Genomic DNA, 17,709 nt, shown 5'->3' with positions numbered 1-17,709 from the left:
AATAACTGTGTTAAATTGCTAAGGCCGCAGCAATGTATTAGCCTGATGGCCGATTCGACTTCGTATTAGGACTGCGGCATGGGCATTACTGCCATCATTTTTGCATTGGATGTGCTGTTAACCGCCGGCTGTATTTATCTGGCCAGCCGCCTGGCCTGGGTAAAAGCCGGCTTAAACGTGCTGCTGCCGATTGTGTTTCTGGTATCGCTTATCTCACTTATCCCCACTTACGGCTGGCTGCTGGGTATAGTGGCGTATATTTACCTGTTAGTACGGGCGACCAGCGCCGATTTTAAAGATGCTGTCTGCATTGTCATTTTTACCAAATTGCTGTCAGCGCTGGTGCTGCTGTTTTTATCTCAGGCGGGTGTTCTGACTATCACGGTTTAATCTGCCAGCCTACAAACTCTACAACCCCCATCTGTTTAATTTTTAACCAGCACTGAGCTATACTTACTTTTTCTCACCGGCGTTGTCGGTACCCATGCCAGGCCGGCTCTTTGTGAACAGGAGCATAGTTATGGCTGCGGCAAAACGCATTATTATTTGTTGTGACGGAACCTGGAACGAACCGGACGAGATTCCTACCAATATCACCAAGCTGGTCAGGGCGATATCCCCGCAAAGCCCGGATGGCGTGCATCAGGTGGTGTTTTACGATCAGGGTGTCGGCACCGGCGGCAGTATCGATAGATTTATCGGCGGCGCTTTTGGCAGCGGGCTGGAAAAAAATGTACTCGATTGCTACCGCTTTCTGATCCATAACTATCAGTTAGGTGACGAAATATACACCTTTGGTTTCAGCCGTGGTGCCTATACCGCCCGGGCTTTTATCGGCCTAATCCACGCCGTTGGCCTGCTGGAAAAAAGCACGCTGGACAAGCTGAAACAAGCCTACAAATTCTACCGTACTGAACCAGACAAAAGGCCGGAAGGCCATTATGTAGACAACTACCGGCCGGAGATCCGTATGGTCGGCGTGTTTGACACCGTAGGCGCACTGGGCGCACCCACTCCGCTGCTGGGCAAATTCACCCGTAACTGGGTTGGCTTTTTTAACACCCGCATCTGTGCCCAGGTTAAATATGCTTACCATGCACTGGCGCTGGACGAGCGCCGGGCACCGTTTCAGCCCGACCTGTGGACCGGTTCGCTGCAGGATGACCAGTACATGGAGCAATGCTGGTTTGCCGGTGCGCATTCTGACATTGGCGGCGGTTATGCCGAATGTGGTTTATCTGATATCGCTTTGCAATGGATGGTCGATAAAGCCATGGCGCTGGGGCTGGAATTTAATCAGCGCTACCTCGATATCCTTTACCAACCCGATTTACATATGCAGCCGCATGACTCCTATTCTTACGGCTACAAGTTGCTGGAAAAAGTCGGCTCAGGCGAATCCGTGCGGCGTATTTACGGCGACCCGGCCGACCCGCCAATTAATGTCAGCATTCACGACAGCGTGTATCAACGCGTAGCGGCGGGCAAGTACCGGCCACAAAACCCGGATTTCCCACCGGCCGATAAATGGACAGACCGTCGCAGTAAAATCCGCTCGTTGGCCACCGACAGTCCGCTGGCCCAGCTGACACTGAAGGAGTTCGCGGCGCAGTGCCAGTTGCTGGATTTCAGTGCCGGCAGCGGCGCCCGCATTCAGTACAACGGGGAGCTGAATGCCGGCGATAATATCAGTATCGAATGCGAGCGGATTGGCAAAAACACCGCGCTCTGTGTCTGGAAAAAAGGCAACCAGTACGGGTTACTGTTTAATAACCAAATGCTTGATAGCTGATTACGTCGCTATCTGCGCCGGAACAGCCTGGCGCAGATAGTCGCCAGCACTGCAGTAAGCAGCGCCAATACCCCCAGATGAGCCAATACACTGTTACCCTGATCCTGGGCTATTACTTTCAACCCCAGTTGTGACAGATGAAAACTGGGCCACAGCCAGGCCAGTTGTTGCAGCCAGCCCGGAAACAAAAACAGCGGTAGCCACAAACCGGATAGAAACGCCATTGGCAGGTAAATCAGGTTAACCACACCGGGTGCGGCTTTATCAGACAAACTCAGCCCCAATAGCAGCCCCAGCAAAGCAAAAGGGAGGGAGCCTGCCAACATCACAACCGCAAGCAACAGCCATTGCGTGCTATGCAGCCTGACATCACCGAACATCGTAGCAGCGCTGAACAACAAGATCAGAATACAAACTGAAAACACCAGGCTGGTGCTGAGTTTAGCCAGCAAATAGGCACTAAACGGCATCGGCGACAGCTGTTTCAGCGTTAGCCAGCCATGAGCACGGTCGCTGGCAATGCCAGCGGCAAAATTAAACATCGCCGGCCCCATAATGCCAAAGCAGCTGTAGGTTACCAGTAGGTAGTCGGCACCGGCTCCGGCGCGAAAAAATACACCAAAAAACAGATAGAACATTAATGGAAATGCCAACGCCGGCAGCACAAAACCCGGCGTGCGCATAATACTGAGTAAATCGTAGCGGGCTTCTTTGTAGTACAAATTCATGCTGCTCATGCGGCCTCCTTCTTCGCCGTTAGCTGTAAAAATGCCTGCTCCAGCGCTACCGCTTTCACTTCTAACGCGCTGACGCTGGCATCGGCCTGTAATAACGCCAGCACAGTTTGTTCTGCGGCTTGGCTTACCAGGCAAACCTGTTGTTGCCGCCGTTCCAGCTGCAACACGGCTGGCAGCGCCCTAAGTTGCTGATCGGTCAGCGCCGTGGTGCAGCAAATGCGTTTGCCGCTAATTTGTGCAGTAAGCTCAGCCGGGCTGCCCAGCGCAATAATCCGGCCCTGCTGCAACACTGCAATACGATCGGCCAGTTGCTCAGCCTCCTCCAGATAATGCGTGGTCAGCACTATGCTGACACCACTGGCTTTTAGCTGGCGGATTTGCTGCCATAAGGCCCGCCGTGCCTGCACATCCATGCCCAGTGTTGGCTCATCCAGAAACAGCAAGTCTGGCTTACCGGCCAGTGCCAGCGCAAACAGCAGCCGTTGTTTCTGGCCGCCGGACAAACTGCTGAAGCGGCTATTAGCCTGGCTGCCGAGCCCGGCGATATCCAGCAGCTCAGCCACGGTTCTGCGGTTGCGGTAATAACTACTGAATAAATCGCACTGCTCGCGCACGGTCAGGTTTGCGCTGGCGGCACCTATCTGCATCATCACGCCAAGTCGCTGGCGCAGCGCGGTACTGCGCTTCGTGCCACGCTGCAACTGGCCAAACAAGTTAATTTCGCCGCTATCAGTAGCGATAAGGCCCAGAATGGCCGATATCAGGGTGGTTTTACCGGCGCCGTTTGGCCCCAGTATCGCCAGCACTTCTCCCGCTGCCATCTGCAGGGTAGCCCCCTGCAAGGCTGCTTGATTGCGGTAGCTTTTGTGCAAATTGCTAATCTGCAGCACAGCCTGGGGTTGTGATTGCATCATGCTCTCCTTACCCTTGCTGCTTAGCCAGAAACTGCTGAATTTGCTGGTTTAGCCAATCCGGCGCATCGGCCATAATAAAATGCTTAGCGTCACGGGCAAACGCAAAGCTATGGTATTGTGTTGGTGCGTTGGCCAGCTGGCTTTCATAACCGGCTTGCACCTGTTCCGGCGTGGTGTACGGTGCGCCATGCTGCAATGCGCCAAGCGTTAGTACCGGCACGCGGATATTGCTGAGCTTTGGCCGCAAATCAGCCCGCATCAGTTCGCCCATGACCCGGCCGCTGGTCATGCCATCAGAGCGGTACATATCGGCAACAATACGCTGCTGCCAGTTTTCGTCGCTGGCCATGCTTTTGGCCATAGCCATAGGGTCGAAACCACTCTGCGGCTGACTATTATTGCCGCTACTCTGGCTGCTACCACTGGCGGCAAACAAGGCTCCCAGTGCCGGTAAACCATCCACATTAATGGCTGCGCCAATTTGCTCCGGGGCATTGGCGGCCAGTGCCAATGCTAAGTACCCGCCTAGTGAGTGGCCAATCACCACCGGCTTATTCAGCTGTTGCTCGCTGATGTAGCGCAGAATGGCTTGCTGTTGTGTGGCCAGATAGCCCTCACCCCAGCTTTGCATCGGTAGCGGCTTCACTCCGGCAAAACCGGCCAGCGTAAAAATATGCAGCTGATAATCCGCTTTTAACGCGTCTACCGTGCTTTGCCAAACCTCGCCGGACGATGCCACGCCCGGAATTAACAACACCGCCGGGCCCTGGCCAACCACGGTAACGTCGAAGCAGGCGCAGGCCTGTTGTGGCGCCGGTGCTGTTACTTCGGCTTGTGCGGCAACGCTGTTCAGGCTAACTAAGGTACTGCTTAAACCCAACGCCAGTACCAAAGTGCGTAAAGTGCTGTTTAACTGTGTCATATGTAATTCCCCGTTGATTGTGTGTGCTGTTGATGGGGCCAGTTTAGGCCGACGGGGCTGACAGCACAGCTCACGCTTGTCACCTGTTTGCCATGACAAATGCCATGACAAAACATGACCTTTGTCACTGGCACTGCACTGTTGCTTTTTACTACACTGAGCACCTGCCCAAAGCGGGCAAGCAGCAGGATAACGCGATGGCACCCTTGACGAAGCTGGACAGTAAACTCAGCTGGGTTTATCTGATAAACCTTATTTTCTATATTATTCCGCTATTTACCGTACGGTTTGCCCTATGGCAGTACATCAGTATGGCGGCGGCCTTACTGCTGTTTCTGCTGTGTTATTTCCAGGCTTATCGCTGCAATCGCCGCGACATACACTGGCCGATAGCCGGCATAGTACTGGTAGCCGCGCTGATCACGCCGGTAAACCCCGGCTCTGTGTCTATGTTTGCCTATGCCGGTTTCTTTATCGGTTTTGCTTACGCTCTGCGGCGTTATCTAGTGTTAATGACGCTGCTGCTGGCGTTACTGGTGCTGTTAAAGCTGACACTGACTATTCACTGGAACCTGTTTTTAGTCATGGGTCTGCCAATAGTGTTGGCAGTCAGTTTTCTGGGCCGCGCCGAGCAGGCGAAACTGCGCCACCGCATGGCAGAGCAACAAAGTGAAGATGAAATTAAACAGCTTGCCACCATGGTAGAGCGCGAGCGTATTGCACGCGATATGCACGATATTCTTGGTCATACGCTGTCCAGCATTATTTTAAAGGCTGATTTAACTGAAAAACTGCTGGCTCGCCAGCACACACAAGCAGCACAGCAGCAACTGACTGAGTTAAGCCAGATAGCCCGCGACGCGTTAAGCCAGGTGCGGCAAAGTGTGTCGGGTTACAAACACCAGGGGCTGGCAGCAGAGGTTGCCAGATTGCTCAGCCGCTTGCGCGATGCCGGTTTTCACGCTGTGTTGCAAGGAGACATGCCGCAGTTAGATGCCCGGCGGGAAACAGCGCTGATCCTGGCACTGACCGAATTAGTGACTAATGTGATCCGTCACAGTAAAGGCGACAGCTGCAGCCTGAGCTTTTTGCAGCAGGGCGATGAATTTACAGTTTATCTGAGCGATAACGGCCAAACCAGTGACATTAAAGAAGGCAACGGCATCAGTGGCCTGCGTGAGCGTATAGCCGCCATTGGTGGCACACTGGCGATGCAACAACACGATGGCGTAACGGCCCGTATCCAATTTCCGCTACAGGAGCACGCATGAATATTTTACTGGCAGAAGATCAGGCGATGATCCGTACAGCCCTGGCCAGCTTGCTGCAACTGGAGGCTGGTTTTACGGTGACTGAAGCAGCTGATGGCACAGCGGCACTGCAACTGTTAAAACAACAACGCTTTGACCTACTGCTAAGCGATATTGAAATGCCCGGCCACAGCGGCATTGAACTGGCACAGTATATTCAGCAACACAAATTGACGACCAAAGTGGTGATTATTACTACCTTTGGCCGCGCAGGCTATGTGAAACGGGCAATGGATGCAGGCGTGGGTGGTTTTTTACTAAAAGATGCACCGGTAGATCAGCTGGTACAGGCGATACATCAGGTCATGGCCGGTAAGCGCGTGGTCGACAGTGAACTGCTGTTAAATTCGCTGGGCGAGCAAGACCCGCTCAGTGACAAAGAGCGTCAGGCACTGCGGCTGGCTGCCGACGGCCAGAGTACCAGCGAGATTGCTGCTGCGCTTTATATTGCCGAAGGTACAGCGCGTAACTATCTGTCAGAAGCCATTAGCAAACTAAGCGCTGCCAACCGCATCGATGCCGCCCGTATCGCCCGGCAAAAAGGCTGGTTGTAATCTTACGCCTCCCTTGTGAACTAAACGGCTTACCCTAAACCAACCGTTGGAGCCCTGGACGGGCGGACAAATGTGTCTGGAACACATTTGTCCGCAGGGTGAATTGCTGGAAGCAATTCATAAACGAGCCCCCAAGGATGGGTTTACGGCGTGTTGGTGTGGGTAAACCGGTTAGTGCTACAGCGAATACTTTACAGCCGCTTAGTTTTTCAGCCACACTAAACCGCTTACTGCCACTTCGGATGTTGGAATGGATTTTCGCAATAAGATCAAAGCTGACCGCGCGCTGCAAAGCAGCCGTACGGACTTACAAAGTGCGCTGGAAAGCGACCGCGGTCGCATCATTAACTCTGCTGCAGTGCGCCGCTTACAGCAAAAAACCCAGGTCTTTCCGCTGGAGCGCAATGCCGCTGTGCGCAGCCGCCTGACCCACTCACTGGAAGTGCAGCAAACCGGCCGTTTTATCGTGCAGTCGGTGTTTCGAGCCCTCAGCCCAGAAAAGCTGGAGCAATATGGCCTTACTGAGCTGGAACGGCCGGCAGAGTCACTGGTAGAAATGGCTTGCCTGCTGCACGACGTCGGTAACCCGCCGTTTGGCCACAGTGGCGAAGCCGCCATTAACGACTGGTTTAGCCGCGAGCTGTCGTTACTGAGTAAACACCATAACTTAGAAGACAATAGCCACTGGCAAACACTCTGTAAGGAACTGGCGCAATTTGAAGGCAATGCCCAGGCCATCCGGTTGGTATACAGCCTGCAACGGATGAACCTGACCTACTCGCAGCTGGCCTGCATTTTAAAATACACCCGGCTGGCCAGCGCTGCGAAGCCAGATAAAACCGACCCACTGAGCTACCTGCAAAAGAAACCCGGCTACTATGCAACTGAGCAGGCAGTGGTAGAAAAACTGTGGCAGGAGCTGGGTACCGAGCCGGGTTGCCGCCACCCGCTGACCTACATTATGGAAGCGGCAGATGATATCTCTTACTGCCTGGCCGATATTGAAGATGCCGTGGAAAAGGGCTTGCTCAGCCTGAGCCAACTGGCTGATGAGCTAAACAAAGCCTTTACGGCACTGGAACCGCAGCAGCGGCTGATTGCTACCCATAACGGGGCCAGCGCCAGCTTTTCGGTGCTGATAAAAGCCGCGCTGGATAAAGCGCAAGAAGAGCCGATTAACAAAACCTCAGCGTTCTTTATTAAACTGCGCGTCGATATGATCCACCCACTGGTGCGCCATGCCGCACAGCAGTTTATCGATAATATAGCAGCGGTATACAGTGGCCGCTTAAACCGCGCCCTGCTTGAAGATAATAGCCAGTACCATGCCATTACCAGCGCCTTTAAACAGGTTGCCCGGCAATTTGTGTTTAACCAGAGCGAAGTAGAAACACTGGAGCTGCAGGGTTTTCGTATTATTGCCGGCCTGTTTGACAGCTACCGGCCACTGCTGTATTTATCGCAGGCCGATTTTACCGCACTGTTGCGCAATGAAGGTTATCACTGGCCGCAACAGCAACGGCTGGTGCACAGGCTACCTAACAAGCATCTGGCGGCTTACCGGCTGGCGGTGGCGCAACTGACCACTGACGATGGCGCGCAGGAGCTGTATTATCGTTGCCGTCTGCTGCAGGACTTTATCAGCGGCATGACCGACCATTTTGCCTTTGATGAGTATCAAACGCTGGTACAATGCCAGCAGTAATACATTTAATTTCAGGATCTTATATGACAGCCAAACACAACCCGCTCAGCAATTACGTGACGCACAACAGTCCCCTGATATTTGGCTGTATGACGCTTGGTGGTGGCTGGAACCAAAACCCGATCAGTGCCGATGATATTGCCCATTGCCATCAGGCGATTGATGCAGCGCTTGAGGCCGGCATTTGTGTGTTTGATCATGCTGATATTTATGCCCGCGGCAAAGCCGAGCAGGTGTTTGGCAAGGTGCTGCAGCAGCGGCCTGAACTGCGCAGTTTAATCACGCTGCAGTCTAAGTGCGGCATCCGCTTTGCTACAGATACCGAGCCGCAGCGCTATGACTTTTCCGCGCAGTGGATAGCACAGTCTGTCGACGGCATTTTAGCGCGGCTGCAGATTGAACAGCTGGATGTGCTGATGCTGCACCGGCCCGATCCGCTGATGCAGCCGGAAGAAGTTGCCGCCACGTTCAGCACTTTACAGCAAGCCGGTAAAGTAAAGCATTTTGGCGTGTCGAATATGCAGCAGCACCAGATGGCGCTGCTGCAGGACGCACTGACTACGCCACTGGTAGTTAACCAGCTGGAACTGAGTTTAAGCCATCTGGCCTGGCTGGATGAAGGCACCACAGCTGGTTGCAGTGGCGAGACACTGGTGAATTTCGGTAGTGGTACTATCGAATACTGCCGCCGTAATAAAGTGCAGCTGCAAGCCTGGGGCAGTTTAAGCCAGGGCTTGTTCAGCGGCAAAGATGTCAGCAGTGAAGCAACGCATATTGCTGAAACAGCAGAGCTGGTTGCCCGCCTGGCGGCAGAATATCAGGTCAGCCGCGAAGCAATAGTGCTGGGCTTTCTGATGCGCCACCCGGCAAAGATCCAGCCGGTAATAGGCACGACTAATATTGAACGCATCAAAGCCTGTGCCCAGGCGACGCAGGTAGAGCTGAGCCGCGAGCACTGGTATGCACTGTATTTATCCGCCCGTGGCAAAGCTTTGCCGTAATTCAGCGTAAAGCCCCCAACCACAGCCTGTTAATGGCCTGTGTCAGCTCGGTGGCAAAATCACGCTGCAGGCTTTGCAGCTCTGGTTCCTGTTGCAGTAACACCTGCACCGCAGGCGGATACTGCAGCGTTTGCCACAAGCCCAGGGTCAGCCCATAGCTGTGCAGTAATAAATCGGCCGCCTGCTCTGCTGATATCACTTTTATCTTAGCCGCCAGCTGCTGACCAAGCTGCGTTAGGGCACCCGCCAGCATCTGCTTAAACTGCTTCAACACCGGCAATGCCAACTTATGTTCCAGTACAGCGTTAAGCATGGCTGCCAGCGGCAGCAGCGCCGGTAATTGCTGCAGCTGTTGGCAGTAAGCGGAAGCAAAGCCGGCAGCAGCTTTGGCCGGCGCAGCAGGTAAAGCAGAAATAATGTCGCTAAGTGCATCGAATAAGGTGGCGAACTCAGCCTGCAACAGCGCAATAAAGATTTCCTCTTTGCTGCGAAAATAGCGGTACACTGTGCCTTTGGCCAAACCGGTATCAGCGGCGATATCCGCCACGGCGGGCAGGCGCTGCTGCTGTAAAAACAGCCGGTGAGCAGTAATAATAAAGTCCTGACGCCGCTGCAGTTTTGCGGCATCTGTCATCGCATTCTGTTTCATCATCAGCCTTTTAAGCGGATCAGCCAATCGGTCATCTTATGCGCCAGCTTGCCGTAAGGCGGCAACAACATACTGACGCTGTTATAAGCGCCCTGCACAAACACCGGCCGTAGTTTGCTGAAGGTTAAAAAGCCCTCATAACCATGATAATGCCCCATGCCGCTTTCACCGATACCGCCAAAGGGCAAGTCATGCTGGCCGACATGCAAAATGGCATGGTTGATGGTGACACCACCCGACATCACCTGGGTTAAATAACGCTGCTGTAACGCTTTGTCATGGGTAAAGGGATAAAACGCCAGCGGCCGTGGCCGGGCGTTAATATACTGCACCACCTCGCTGGTATCGGTATAGGTTTTTACCGGCAGCAAAGGGCCAAAAATCTCGCGCTGCATCACCAGCATATCGTCGCTTACGTTAAACAGCAGCGTCAGTGGGAATTTTCTCGTGCCAGGCACTGCATTTTGCCCCGGCATCAGGTTTACTGCGGTCGCGCCTTTGGCCACTGCGTCTTCCAACGTCGCCTTAAGGCGCTGATACGCGCGTTCATCGATAATAGCGGTGTAATCGTTGCTGTTGATATCCGGATAGCGTTTTGCTACCAGTTTTAGCGCCAACTCAGTAAATGACTGCTCGCTACCGGCTGGCAGAAACAGGTAATCGACATTGGTACAGATTTGGCCGGCATTAAAGGCTTTCGCCCATAAAATACGATCTGCGGCTTTATCCAGGCTAAAGTCCGGCGCCACTACCGCCGGTGATTTGCCGCCCAACTCCAGTGTGACCGGGGTCAGATTCTTTGCTGCATTAGCCATTACGGCACGGCCGGTTTGGGCCGAGCCGGTAAAAAACAGATGATCAAACGGCTGCTGTGAAAACACCGGTCCGCTACCGTTGTCGTCGGCGAAAAACTGCAGTTTGTCAGACGGCAAGTACTGCGGTGCCAGCTTGATCAACAGCTGTGCCAGCTGCTCTGAGTTTTCTGACATTTTGACCATGGCACGGTTGCCGGCGGCAAAAATGGCCACCAGTGGGGCCAGTGACAACATGATGGGGAAATTCCACGGCACGATCACACCAACAACGCCCAACGGCTGCGGCAGTACTTTGCAGGATGAAGTAGGAAACAATAAGCGGTCGATATGGCGTTTTTGCGGTTTCAGCCATTTCTTTAACTGCTTTTGGGTGCGGCTGATGTCTTCCAGCACCATCAGAATTTCAGAAAAGCGGGTTTCAAAGCGGCAGCGGCTGCCGTAATCGGCATTCACCGCATCGACCAGAGCTTGCTCATTATCGCGGATCAACGCTTTTAGCGCCTCAAGATCGGCCAGCCGTTGTTGTAATGCAGGCACCGGATCAGCTTGCTGAGCCAAACGCTGTTGCGCCAAACAATCGGCGAAGCGGCTAAAGGCCGCGTTATGGTCAGCCGTATTGCTGTTGCCGGTTGTACTATCAGTTACTGAGTTCGCTGCGTGCATTGTTCACCCTGAACTGACCAAGAGTCATTTTCACAACAGACTAATGACCAGCGGTCATTTTGTCAATAAAACGCTTGGACTTAAGACCTTCTGCCAGTAACACTGGCCTTGCAGAACCTGATATGCTTTACACCTTACTACCAGGTACCGGAGCCGTTATGTCATCACGGGTGCAATCTGCGTTTTATATTATGCTCGGAGGTTCTGTCGTGCTGACGATAGCGCTGGGTATTCGTCACGGTTTTGGCCTGTTTTTAACGCCGATGAGCAACGAGTTTGGCTGGGGCCGGGAAACCTTTGCGCTGGCCATAGCGCTGCAAAACCTGATTTGGGGCCTGACGCAACCCCTGACCGGCGCGCTGGCTGATCGTATCGGCGCGAAAAAAGTGGTGCTGGCGGGCGGCCTCTGTTATGCATCGGGCCTGATAACGATGGCGATGGCCAGCAGCGGCATTACGCTGGCACTAAGTGCTGGCTTACTGATTGGTCTGGCGCTGTCCGGCACCTCTTTTACCATTATTCTGGGCGCGATTGGCCGCGCCGTGCCGGTGGAAAAACGCAGTATGGCGATGGGCATAGCCAGTGCCGCCGGCTCTTTTGGCCAGTTTATTATGCTGCCTGGCACACTGGCACTGATCACCCAGCTGGGCTGGGCTGCGGCATTGACCACACTGGGTATGCTGGCGCTGCTGATACTGCCACTGGCGCTGATGCTGCGCACGCCGGATACGGGGTCCCACAGCGGGCCGGAGCAAAGTATTGAACAGGCGCTGCGACAAGCGTTGGCACACAAAGGTTTCTGGCTGTTGTCACTGGGCTTTTTTGTCTGCGGTTCTCAGGTGGTATTTATCGGTATTCACCTGCCGGCCTATCTGGTGGATCAGCAGTTGGCGCCTGCGGTTGGCACTACTGTGCTGGCGCTTATCGGCCTGTTTAACATCTTTGGTACCTACACCGCCGGCGCTTTGGGCGCGCGTTTATCCAAGCCACTGTTGCTAAGTGCCTTGTATGCGCTGCGGGCAGTGGTGATTGTCGCGTTTTTACTGTTACCACTGACGAACTGGAGTGCTTACCTGTTTGGTATGGCCATGGGTTTACTCTGGCTCTCGACCGTGCCACTGACCAACGGTACTGTCGCCAGTATTTTTGGCGTTCGTTATTTATCGATGCTGGGCGGTATAGTGTTTTTGTTTCACCAGTTAGGCGCCTTTCTGGGCGGCTGGTTTGGCGGCTATGTGTATGACAAAACCGGTAACTATGATTTAGTGTGGCAGATAGCGATAGGCTTAAGCATCATAGCCGCTTTGCTGAATCTGCCGGTAAAAGAGCAAAGCGCAACGTTGAAAACGGCAACAGCATGAAAAAACATCTGATAAAACTGCTGTATTTACTACTGGCCCTGATGCTGGCTGCTGTCTGGTGGGGCTGGCAGGCCGGCGGCGTGCAGTTATTAATGCCGGGTACGGCCTGGTGCTGAGGTTATAAGCTACAGGCCGAGTCGCGGCAGACCAAAGCCGGTTCAAACACATTTTTCAACTGCAGAGCCTGCTGCTGATAGATGTTTTTCAGCACCCAGCGTGCAGCCATACGGCCCATTTCGCCGATAGGATAGTCAATAGTGGTCAGTTTAGGATAAATGTAACGCGCCAGGATCAGGTTATCAAAACCCACTATCGATAAGTCCTGCGGTACCTGCAGCCCCTGTTCGCGTGCCACTTCCATTGCGCCGGCGGCCATTTCATCGTTCGCGCAGACTAGGGCAGTAAAAGGCAGCTTGGTGGCCAGCAGCCGCTGCATACAGGCGCTGCCGCCGCTATCGCGAAAATCCCCCTCAGCCAACAGGGCCGGGTTAAATGTCAGGCCATGCTCAGCCATAGCACGCAAGTGCCCGGCATAACGGTCTTTCGCATCACTTTTCCACATTGGCCCGGCAATATAGGCCAGCTGGGTATGGCCCTGCTGTAATAGCTGTTGGGTTGCCAGATAGCCGCCCAGTTCGTTATCCAGGCTGATACAGTTATCGGCCAGTTTGGCGATGTAGCGGTTGATCAGCACTATCGGTAGTTTACCGCCTGCCAGTTTGATCAGGTAATCATCCGATACCGCTTCAACATGCAGGATCAGCGCATCGCAGTTACGGCTGATCAAAAACTCAATGCCGTCTTTTTCGCTTTCAGCTTCACTGTGGCCAGCGGCAATAATAACGTGCTTGCCAGCCGCGCGACATTCGTTCTCAATGCCGCTCAACATTTCACCATAAAACGGGCCGTGCAGCTCGGATACCAGAATGCCGACGCTGTTTGAGCGGTTTGACGCCAGTGACTGCGCAATAGAGTTGGGCCGGTAGCCCAGTTGAGCCATAGCATCCAGCACTTTGTTGCGGGTGGCTTCGCTGACGCGGGCGTTGTTATTCATCACCCGCGACACTGTGGCTAACGATACGCCTGCCAGCTCTGAAACTTGGTAAATGGTTGCCATTGCCTGCCTGTCTTAATAGATTCAGGCATTTACTCTAGCATGCTCCGGCGCCGTTTCACCAGCACGCTGCTGCAACTGCTGATGAATATCCAGCACGGTATTGCTGCGCAGCCGGTAACGGCTCATCACCAGCGCAACCAGCACCGAACCGATAGCGGGTAGCACCGTGAAGCTGAGTAAAATGCCCTGTTGCGTTGCTGCAGTTTGTACACTGTCGGCCTGATACTGATAAAACGCCAGTAACCAGCCCGCCAGCGCACCACCGAGTGCCAGCCCCAGTTTGATAAAGAACACGATAGACGAATACACCAGACCGGTAATACGGATACCGGTTTTATAGTGGCCATAGTCAACAGTGTCGGCCATTTTAGCCCACAGTAGCGGCGTGGCCATTTGTAAAAAGAAGCCCCACAGAAAATACAGCGCAAACGCCAGTTCCAGTTGCGCAGCGCCAACAAAGAAACTGAGCGCACTGATAAGCGCAGCAATCAGCTGCAGGCCGATATACGCATTTACTTTATCGACATAACGGCTCAGCCACTGCGCAGCCGCACAACCGGCAATATTGCCCACCATACCGAGCGTAACAAACACCGTGATCAGATCTTCTCGTCCCAAAAAATACTTTACGTAATAAATAGCCAGCGTCGTGCGCAGCACCATGCCGGTTAGCAGAAAAAACGCCGCCACACACAATACCCGCCACTGATCGTTTTGCCACAGCGACGCAAAACTGCGTTTTAATGTAAGCTGTTGATCCACCGGTGCATTCACCCGCTCACGGGTACCGGCAAAACACAGTAAAAACAACACCAGTCCCAATGCGCTCATGGCAACTATCGTCAGCTGGTAGCCCTTGGCATTGTCACCGTTGCCAAAAAAGGTAACCAGCGGCAGGGTGCAGGCAGTCACCAGCAAGCCGCCCAGCATGCCGAACACAAAACGGTATGACTGCACCGACACCCGCTCGGTCGGATCAGCGGTTAATACGCCACCCAACGCCGAGTAAGGAATATTGATCGCGGTATACGCCAGCATCAGCAGAGTGTAAGTGGCAAAGGCATAAATAACTTTGCCATTGGCCGATAAATCCGGCGTGGTAAACGCCAGCACACTGCACAGCGCAAAAGGTAGCGCCAGCCACAGCAGATAAGGCCGGTATTTACCATGCCGGCTTTGGGTTTTGTCGGCCAGTGCGCCCATTAACGGGTCTGTTACCGCATCAATAATCCGTACCAGCAAAAACATCGTGCCCACCACCGCCGGCGGAATACCGAAGATATCGGTGTAAAAGAAGGTTAAAAACAGCATTACCGTCTGAAACACGATATTGCTGGCGGTATCGCCCAGGCCGTAGGCCACTTTCTCCCGCTTTGTTAGCATGCTATCCCCGTAATATTCTGTTTATTATTATTTTTTTACTGTTGCTACTTAGCGCGCCGAGTAGCAAATAAATCGCGCAGTGCTATGGCGCTGGCTTTCAATGTGCGCTGCTGCGTGACGTAATCGACATACACTATGCCAAAACGTTTGGCATAGCCTTCCGCCCATTCGAAGTTATCCATCAGGCTCCAGGCAAAATAACCGTCGATCCGCATACCGGCGGTAATCGCATCGGCGGTGGCCTGTAAATGCTGTTCAAAGTAAGCAGCGCGCCGTAGATCTGCCACCTGATTATGCTGCAGAGAGTCTGGCATAGCTGCACCATTTTCGGTGATATACACCGGAGGCAGGTTATAACGCCGGTGCATTGCCAGCAACACTTCAGTCAGACCCTGTGGGTAAATTTCCCAGCCCATATCGGTCAGTGGTGGCGTTGTTGGCGGTACATCGCTGAACCAGCCTTTTGTATTGGCGCGGTACACGGTGCGGGTGTAGTAATTTACGCCGAGAAAATCCAGCGGCTGGGCAATAATAGCCATATCACCCTCAGCAATCACCGGTTGCTCTGATGCCGGTAATTGCTGCAACAGCTCAGGGTAACGCGCTTCCATCAAGGGTTGGATATACCATTGGTTATGGTACTGGTCAGCCATGTCAGCTGCACGGATATCGGCTTCACTATCGCTGGCCGGATGGCAGGGGCTGAAGTTCAGCACTATGCCATTTAATGCTGCCGGGGCATTTTTCTGCAGTACCGGCATTGCTAAACCATGCGCCAGCAATAAATGATGCGCAACCTGACGGCCATGCTGGCGGTTTTGCACGCCGGGGGCATGAATACCGGCTTCATAGCTTAAGTAGGCACTGCAGAACGGTTCGTTCAGCGTGGCATAGGAATGCACCCGGTCACCGAATGCCCGGGATACGATGTCAGCATACTCGGCAAATTTATACGCGGTAGCACGGTTCAGCCAGCCGCCTTCATCCTGCAAATACTGTGGTAAATCCCAGTGATACAGCGTGACAAAGGCTTTAATATTGCGCGCTTTCAGTGCGTCGAGCAGCTGAATGTAGAAATCCAGCCCGGCCTGATTAATGCTGCCATCGGCCCGGATAACCCGACCCCAGGCCACCGAAAAGCGGTAAGCATCGACACCCAGCGCGGCAATCAGCTCCACATCTTCGCGCCAGCGTGCCACATGATCACAGGCTGTCAGACCGTCTGAACCATCTTTAATCCGGCCCGGCTGTGCACAAAAAGTATCCCAGATACAGGGTTCCCGGCTGTCGGCCGCGCCTTCAATCTGAAACGACGCTGTGGCCACGCCAAATACAAATTCAGGGTTAAGCAAAGGAGAGCTGTCGGCTAAGGTAATTTTCATTGGCTGTACTATCTTCTGGTCAGGCTGTTATGGGCTGCTGAGCGATAAAATGATTGCCAACAGCGTGATATATGCTATAAATGAAAGCGCTTACATAATACTAGACGGCACAATTGCAGCCGTCAATGAAAAACATTTATCGCCGGGGGGCAAGATGGCAGCAACACCAATAATCAGCGACGCCGCACCAGAGGCCGCAGCATCTCAGAGTAACTACCGCTTTGCTCTGACATCTCTGACCACACTGTTTTTTATGTGGGGCTTTATCACCTGTCTGAACGACATTCTGGTGCCTTACCTTAAAGGCCTGTTTGATCTGAACTATACCCAGGCGCTGCTGATCCAGTTTTGCTTTTTCAGTGCCTACTTTGTGGTGTCAGTACCGGCAGGTATGCTGGTCAGCCGCATTGGTTACCAATCCGGTATTGTCACCGGCCTGCTGATTGCCGGCGCCGGTTGTTTACTGTTTTATCCGGCTGCCGCAGCACACTACTACCCGCTGTTCTTGCTGGCATTATTTGTCCTTGCTTCCGGTATAACCATACTGCAGGTTGCTGCTAACCCTTATGTCAGCGTACTGGGCAAGCCGGAAACAGCATCCAGCCGCTTGACCATGACGCAAGCCTTTAACTCACTGGGTACCACAGTGGCACCGTTTTTCGGCGCCTGGCTGATTTTCGGCGGTATGCAGGCGCCGACACCCGGTGAAGTGACCGAGTCGACCGTACAATTGCCGTATTTACTGCTGGCAGCAGCGCTTATTGTGATGGCTATGATTTTTGCCTTTTTACGCCTGCCTAAACTGGGCAAAAAAGACGCCAGCATCACCGTTACCGGTGCCGCCTGGCAGTACCGCCATCTGGTACTGGGGGCGCTGGGTATTTTTGTTTATGTGGGGGCCGAAGTGGGCATCGGCAGCTTTTTGATCAGTTTTATTACCCAACCTGATATCGGCGCGCTGGAAGCTCAAACGGCGTCACACTATATTGCCTGGTATTTTGGCGGCGCTATGGCCGGGCGCTTTATCGGTGCTGTGGTAATGCAACACCTGGCACCGGGTAAAGTGCTGGCATTTAACGCTGTCTGTGCGGTGATTTTACTTGCCATTACTATTGCTACCGGCGGCAGTCTGGCCATGTTTGCCATCTTGCTGGTGGGTCTGTGTAATTCCATTATGTTCCCGACTATTTTCAGCCTGGCCATTCACGGCCTGAAACAGCATACCAGCCAGGGTTCAGGTATTTTGTGTCTGGCCATTGTTGGCGGCGCAGTATTACCGCTGGCACAAGCCGCACTGGCAGATGCTGTCAGCGTGCAACTGGCCTTTATTATTCCGCTACTTTGTTATGTCTATATTGCCTGGTATGGCGCTGTCGGCAGCAAACCCCGCAACGTCGCTTAAGG

Annotated in this window: 16 protein-coding genes; 8 read left to right on the top strand and 8 right to left on the bottom strand. The window is 53.5% G+C overall.

The window, feature by feature from the left end:
• The first annotated feature begins 78 nt into the window (after positions 1 to 78).
• Complete coding sequence (locus LHL18_RS05495; protein WP_134053330.1) at positions 79 to 390, top strand: hypothetical protein; 312 nt, start codon at positions 79 to 81, stop codon at positions 388 to 390.
• Between the two features lie 130 nt (positions 391 to 520).
• Positions 521 to 1,792, top strand: a complete 1,272-nt coding sequence (locus tag LHL18_RS05490; RefSeq protein WP_226766101.1) for a DUF2235 domain-containing protein — start codon at positions 521 to 523, stop codon at positions 1,790 to 1,792.
• Between the two features lie 8 nt (positions 1,793 to 1,800).
• Here the strand turns inward: LHL18_RS05490 and LHL18_RS05485 are convergent, their stop codons facing one another.
• From LHL18_RS05485 to LHL18_RS05475, 3 genes are read right to left on the bottom strand one after another with little or no spacing between them, the layout of a single operon-like run.
• Complete coding sequence (locus LHL18_RS05485; protein WP_134053334.1) at positions 1,801 to 2,529, bottom strand: ABC transporter permease; 729 nt, start codon at positions 2,527 to 2,529, stop codon at positions 1,801 to 1,803.
• A complete protein-coding gene (locus LHL18_RS05480; RefSeq protein WP_226766100.1) occupies positions 2,526 to 3,443 on the bottom strand; it encodes an ABC transporter ATP-binding protein in 918 nt (305 codons plus the stop codon). Before LHL18_RS05480 ends, LHL18_RS05485 begins: the two co-directional genes overlap by 4 nt.
• 7 nt (positions 3,444 to 3,450) lie before the next feature.
• Positions 3,451 to 4,365: an alpha/beta fold hydrolase gene (locus tag LHL18_RS05475; protein ID WP_226766099.1), complete on the bottom strand. Its 915-nt coding sequence runs from the start codon at positions 4,363 to 4,365 to the stop codon at positions 3,451 to 3,453.
• Positions 4,366 to 4,469: 104 nt separating this feature from the next.
• On the opposite strand from LHL18_RS05475, the gene LHL18_RS05470 reads away from it, so the two are divergent.
• The 4 genes from LHL18_RS05470 to LHL18_RS05455 all read left to right on the top strand — a co-directional run bounded on the left by LHL18_RS05470 (position 4,470) and on the right by LHL18_RS05455 (position 8,935).
• Positions 4,470 to 5,636, top strand: a complete 1,167-nt coding sequence (locus tag LHL18_RS05470; RefSeq protein ID WP_226766098.1) for a sensor histidine kinase — start codon at positions 4,470 to 4,472, stop codon at positions 5,634 to 5,636.
• On the top strand, positions 5,633 to 6,229 hold the full coding sequence (locus LHL18_RS05465; RefSeq protein ID WP_226766097.1) for a response regulator transcription factor: 597 nt from the start codon (positions 5,633 to 5,635) through the stop codon (positions 6,227 to 6,229). Before LHL18_RS05470 ends, LHL18_RS05465 begins: the two co-directional genes overlap by 4 nt.
• Before the next feature lie 250 nt (positions 6,230 to 6,479).
• On the top strand, positions 6,480 to 7,934 hold the full coding sequence (dgt, locus tag LHL18_RS05460) for a dGTPase (protein ID WP_226766096.1): 1,455 nt from the start codon (positions 6,480 to 6,482) through the stop codon (positions 7,932 to 7,934).
• Between the two features lie 23 nt (positions 7,935 to 7,957).
• Positions 7,958 to 8,935, top strand: coding sequence for an aldo/keto reductase (locus tag LHL18_RS05455; protein ID WP_226766095.1), 978 nt, complete (start codon positions 7,958 to 7,960; stop codon positions 8,933 to 8,935).
• A 1-nt stretch (position 8,936) separates the two neighbouring features.
• Here the strand turns inward: LHL18_RS05455 and LHL18_RS05450 are convergent, their stop codons facing one another.
• Together LHL18_RS05450 and LHL18_RS05445 are read right to left on the bottom strand one after the other, a co-directional pair.
• Positions 8,937 to 9,587: a TetR family transcriptional regulator gene (locus tag LHL18_RS05450; RefSeq protein ID WP_226766094.1), complete on the bottom strand. Its 651-nt coding sequence runs from the start codon at positions 9,585 to 9,587 to the stop codon at positions 8,937 to 8,939.
• Entirely contained in the window at positions 9,587 to 11,062 is a 1,476-nt protein-coding gene (locus LHL18_RS05445) for a coniferyl aldehyde dehydrogenase (RefSeq protein ID WP_226766093.1), read from the bottom strand. Before LHL18_RS05445 ends, LHL18_RS05450 begins: the two co-directional genes overlap by 1 nt.
• Before the next feature lie 158 nt (positions 11,063 to 11,220).
• On the opposite strand from LHL18_RS05445, the gene LHL18_RS05440 reads away from it, so the two are divergent.
• A complete protein-coding gene (locus tag LHL18_RS05440) occupies positions 11,221 to 12,423 on the top strand; it encodes an MFS transporter (protein WP_226766092.1) in 1,203 nt (400 codons plus the stop codon).
• Positions 12,424 to 12,541: 118 nt separating this feature from the next.
• Here the strand turns inward: LHL18_RS05440 and LHL18_RS05435 are convergent, their stop codons facing one another.
• From LHL18_RS05435 to LHL18_RS05425, 3 genes are read right to left on the bottom strand one after another with little or no spacing between them, the layout of a single operon-like run.
• Entirely contained in the window at positions 12,542 to 13,540 is a 999-nt protein-coding gene (locus LHL18_RS05435; protein ID WP_226766091.1) for a LacI family DNA-binding transcriptional regulator, read from the bottom strand.
• A gap of 21 nt (positions 13,541 to 13,561) precedes the next feature.
• Entirely contained in the window at positions 13,562 to 14,923 is a 1,362-nt protein-coding gene (locus LHL18_RS05430; protein WP_226766090.1) for a glycoside-pentoside-hexuronide (GPH):cation symporter, read from the bottom strand.
• Between the two features lie 44 nt (positions 14,924 to 14,967).
• Entirely contained in the window at positions 14,968 to 16,305 is a 1,338-nt protein-coding gene (locus LHL18_RS05425) for a GH1 family beta-glucosidase (RefSeq protein ID WP_226766089.1), read from the bottom strand.
• 154 nt (positions 16,306 to 16,459) lie between these two features.
• Here LHL18_RS05425 and LHL18_RS05420 point away from each other — a divergent pair, with 154 nt between their 5' ends.
• On the top strand, positions 16,460 to 17,707 hold the full coding sequence (locus tag LHL18_RS05420) for a sugar MFS transporter (protein ID WP_226766088.1): 1,248 nt from the start codon (positions 16,460 to 16,462) through the stop codon (positions 17,705 to 17,707).
• The last annotated feature ends 2 nt before the right edge of the window (positions 17,708 to 17,709 follow it).

The sequence above is a fragment of the Rheinheimera aquimaris genome, from assembly GCF_020531985.1.
Lineage (GTDB): Bacteria > Pseudomonadota > Gammaproteobacteria > Enterobacterales > Alteromonadaceae > Alishewanella > Alishewanella aquimaris.
The sequence above is the reverse complement of the archived record's forward strand: the minus strand, read 5'-3'. Positions and strand labels throughout refer to the sequence as shown.

What these genes read in the sequence shown, in the direction of transcription:
- LHL18_RS05480 (WP_226766100.1), bottom strand. Translation starts at nt 3,443, where the DNA reads ATGATGCAATCACAACCCCAGGCTGTGCTGCAGATTAGCAATTTGCAC.
- LHL18_RS05490 (WP_226766101.1), top strand. Translation starts at nt 521, where the DNA reads ATGGCTGCGGCAAAACGCATTATTATTTGTTGTGACGGAACCTGGAAC.
- LHL18_RS05470 (WP_226766098.1), top strand. Translation starts at nt 4,470, where the DNA reads ATGACAAAACATGACCTTTGTCACTGGCACTGCACTGTTGCTTTTTAC.
- LHL18_RS05495 (WP_134053330.1), top strand. Translation starts at nt 79, where the DNA reads ATGGGCATTACTGCCATCATTTTTGCATTGGATGTGCTGTTAACCGCC.
- LHL18_RS05435 (WP_226766091.1), bottom strand. Translation starts at nt 13,540, where the DNA reads ATGGCAACCATTTACCAAGTTTCAGAGCTGGCAGGCGTATCGTTAGCC.
- LHL18_RS05425 (WP_226766089.1), bottom strand. Translation starts at nt 16,305, where the DNA reads ATGAAAATTACCTTAGCCGACAGCTCTCCTTTGCTTAACCCTGAATTT.
- LHL18_RS05455 (WP_226766095.1), top strand. Translation starts at nt 7,958, where the DNA reads ATGACAGCCAAACACAACCCGCTCAGCAATTACGTGACGCACAACAGT.
- LHL18_RS05440 (WP_226766092.1), top strand. Translation starts at nt 11,221, where the DNA reads ATGTCATCACGGGTGCAATCTGCGTTTTATATTATGCTCGGAGGTTCT.
- dgt (WP_226766096.1), top strand. Translation starts at nt 6,480, where the DNA reads ATGGATTTTCGCAATAAGATCAAAGCTGACCGCGCGCTGCAAAGCAGC.
- LHL18_RS05465 (WP_226766097.1), top strand. Translation starts at nt 5,633, where the DNA reads ATGAATATTTTACTGGCAGAAGATCAGGCGATGATCCGTACAGCCCTG.
- LHL18_RS05445 (WP_226766093.1), bottom strand. Translation starts at nt 11,062, where the DNA reads ATGCACGCAGCGAACTCAGTAACTGATAGTACAACCGGCAACAGCAAT.
- LHL18_RS05450 (WP_226766094.1), bottom strand. Translation starts at nt 9,587, where the DNA reads ATGATGAAACAGAATGCGATGACAGATGCCGCAAAACTGCAGCGGCGT.
- LHL18_RS05485 (WP_134053334.1), bottom strand. Translation starts at nt 2,529, where the DNA reads ATGAGCAGCATGAATTTGTACTACAAAGAAGCCCGCTACGATTTACTC.
- LHL18_RS05420 (WP_226766088.1), top strand. Translation starts at nt 16,460, where the DNA reads ATGGCAGCAACACCAATAATCAGCGACGCCGCACCAGAGGCCGCAGCA.
- LHL18_RS05475 (WP_226766099.1), bottom strand. Translation starts at nt 4,365, where the DNA reads ATGACACAGTTAAACAGCACTTTACGCACTTTGGTACTGGCGTTGGGT.
- LHL18_RS05430 (WP_226766090.1), bottom strand. Translation starts at nt 14,923, where the DNA reads ATGCTAACAAAGCGGGAGAAAGTGGCCTACGGCCTGGGCGATACCGCC.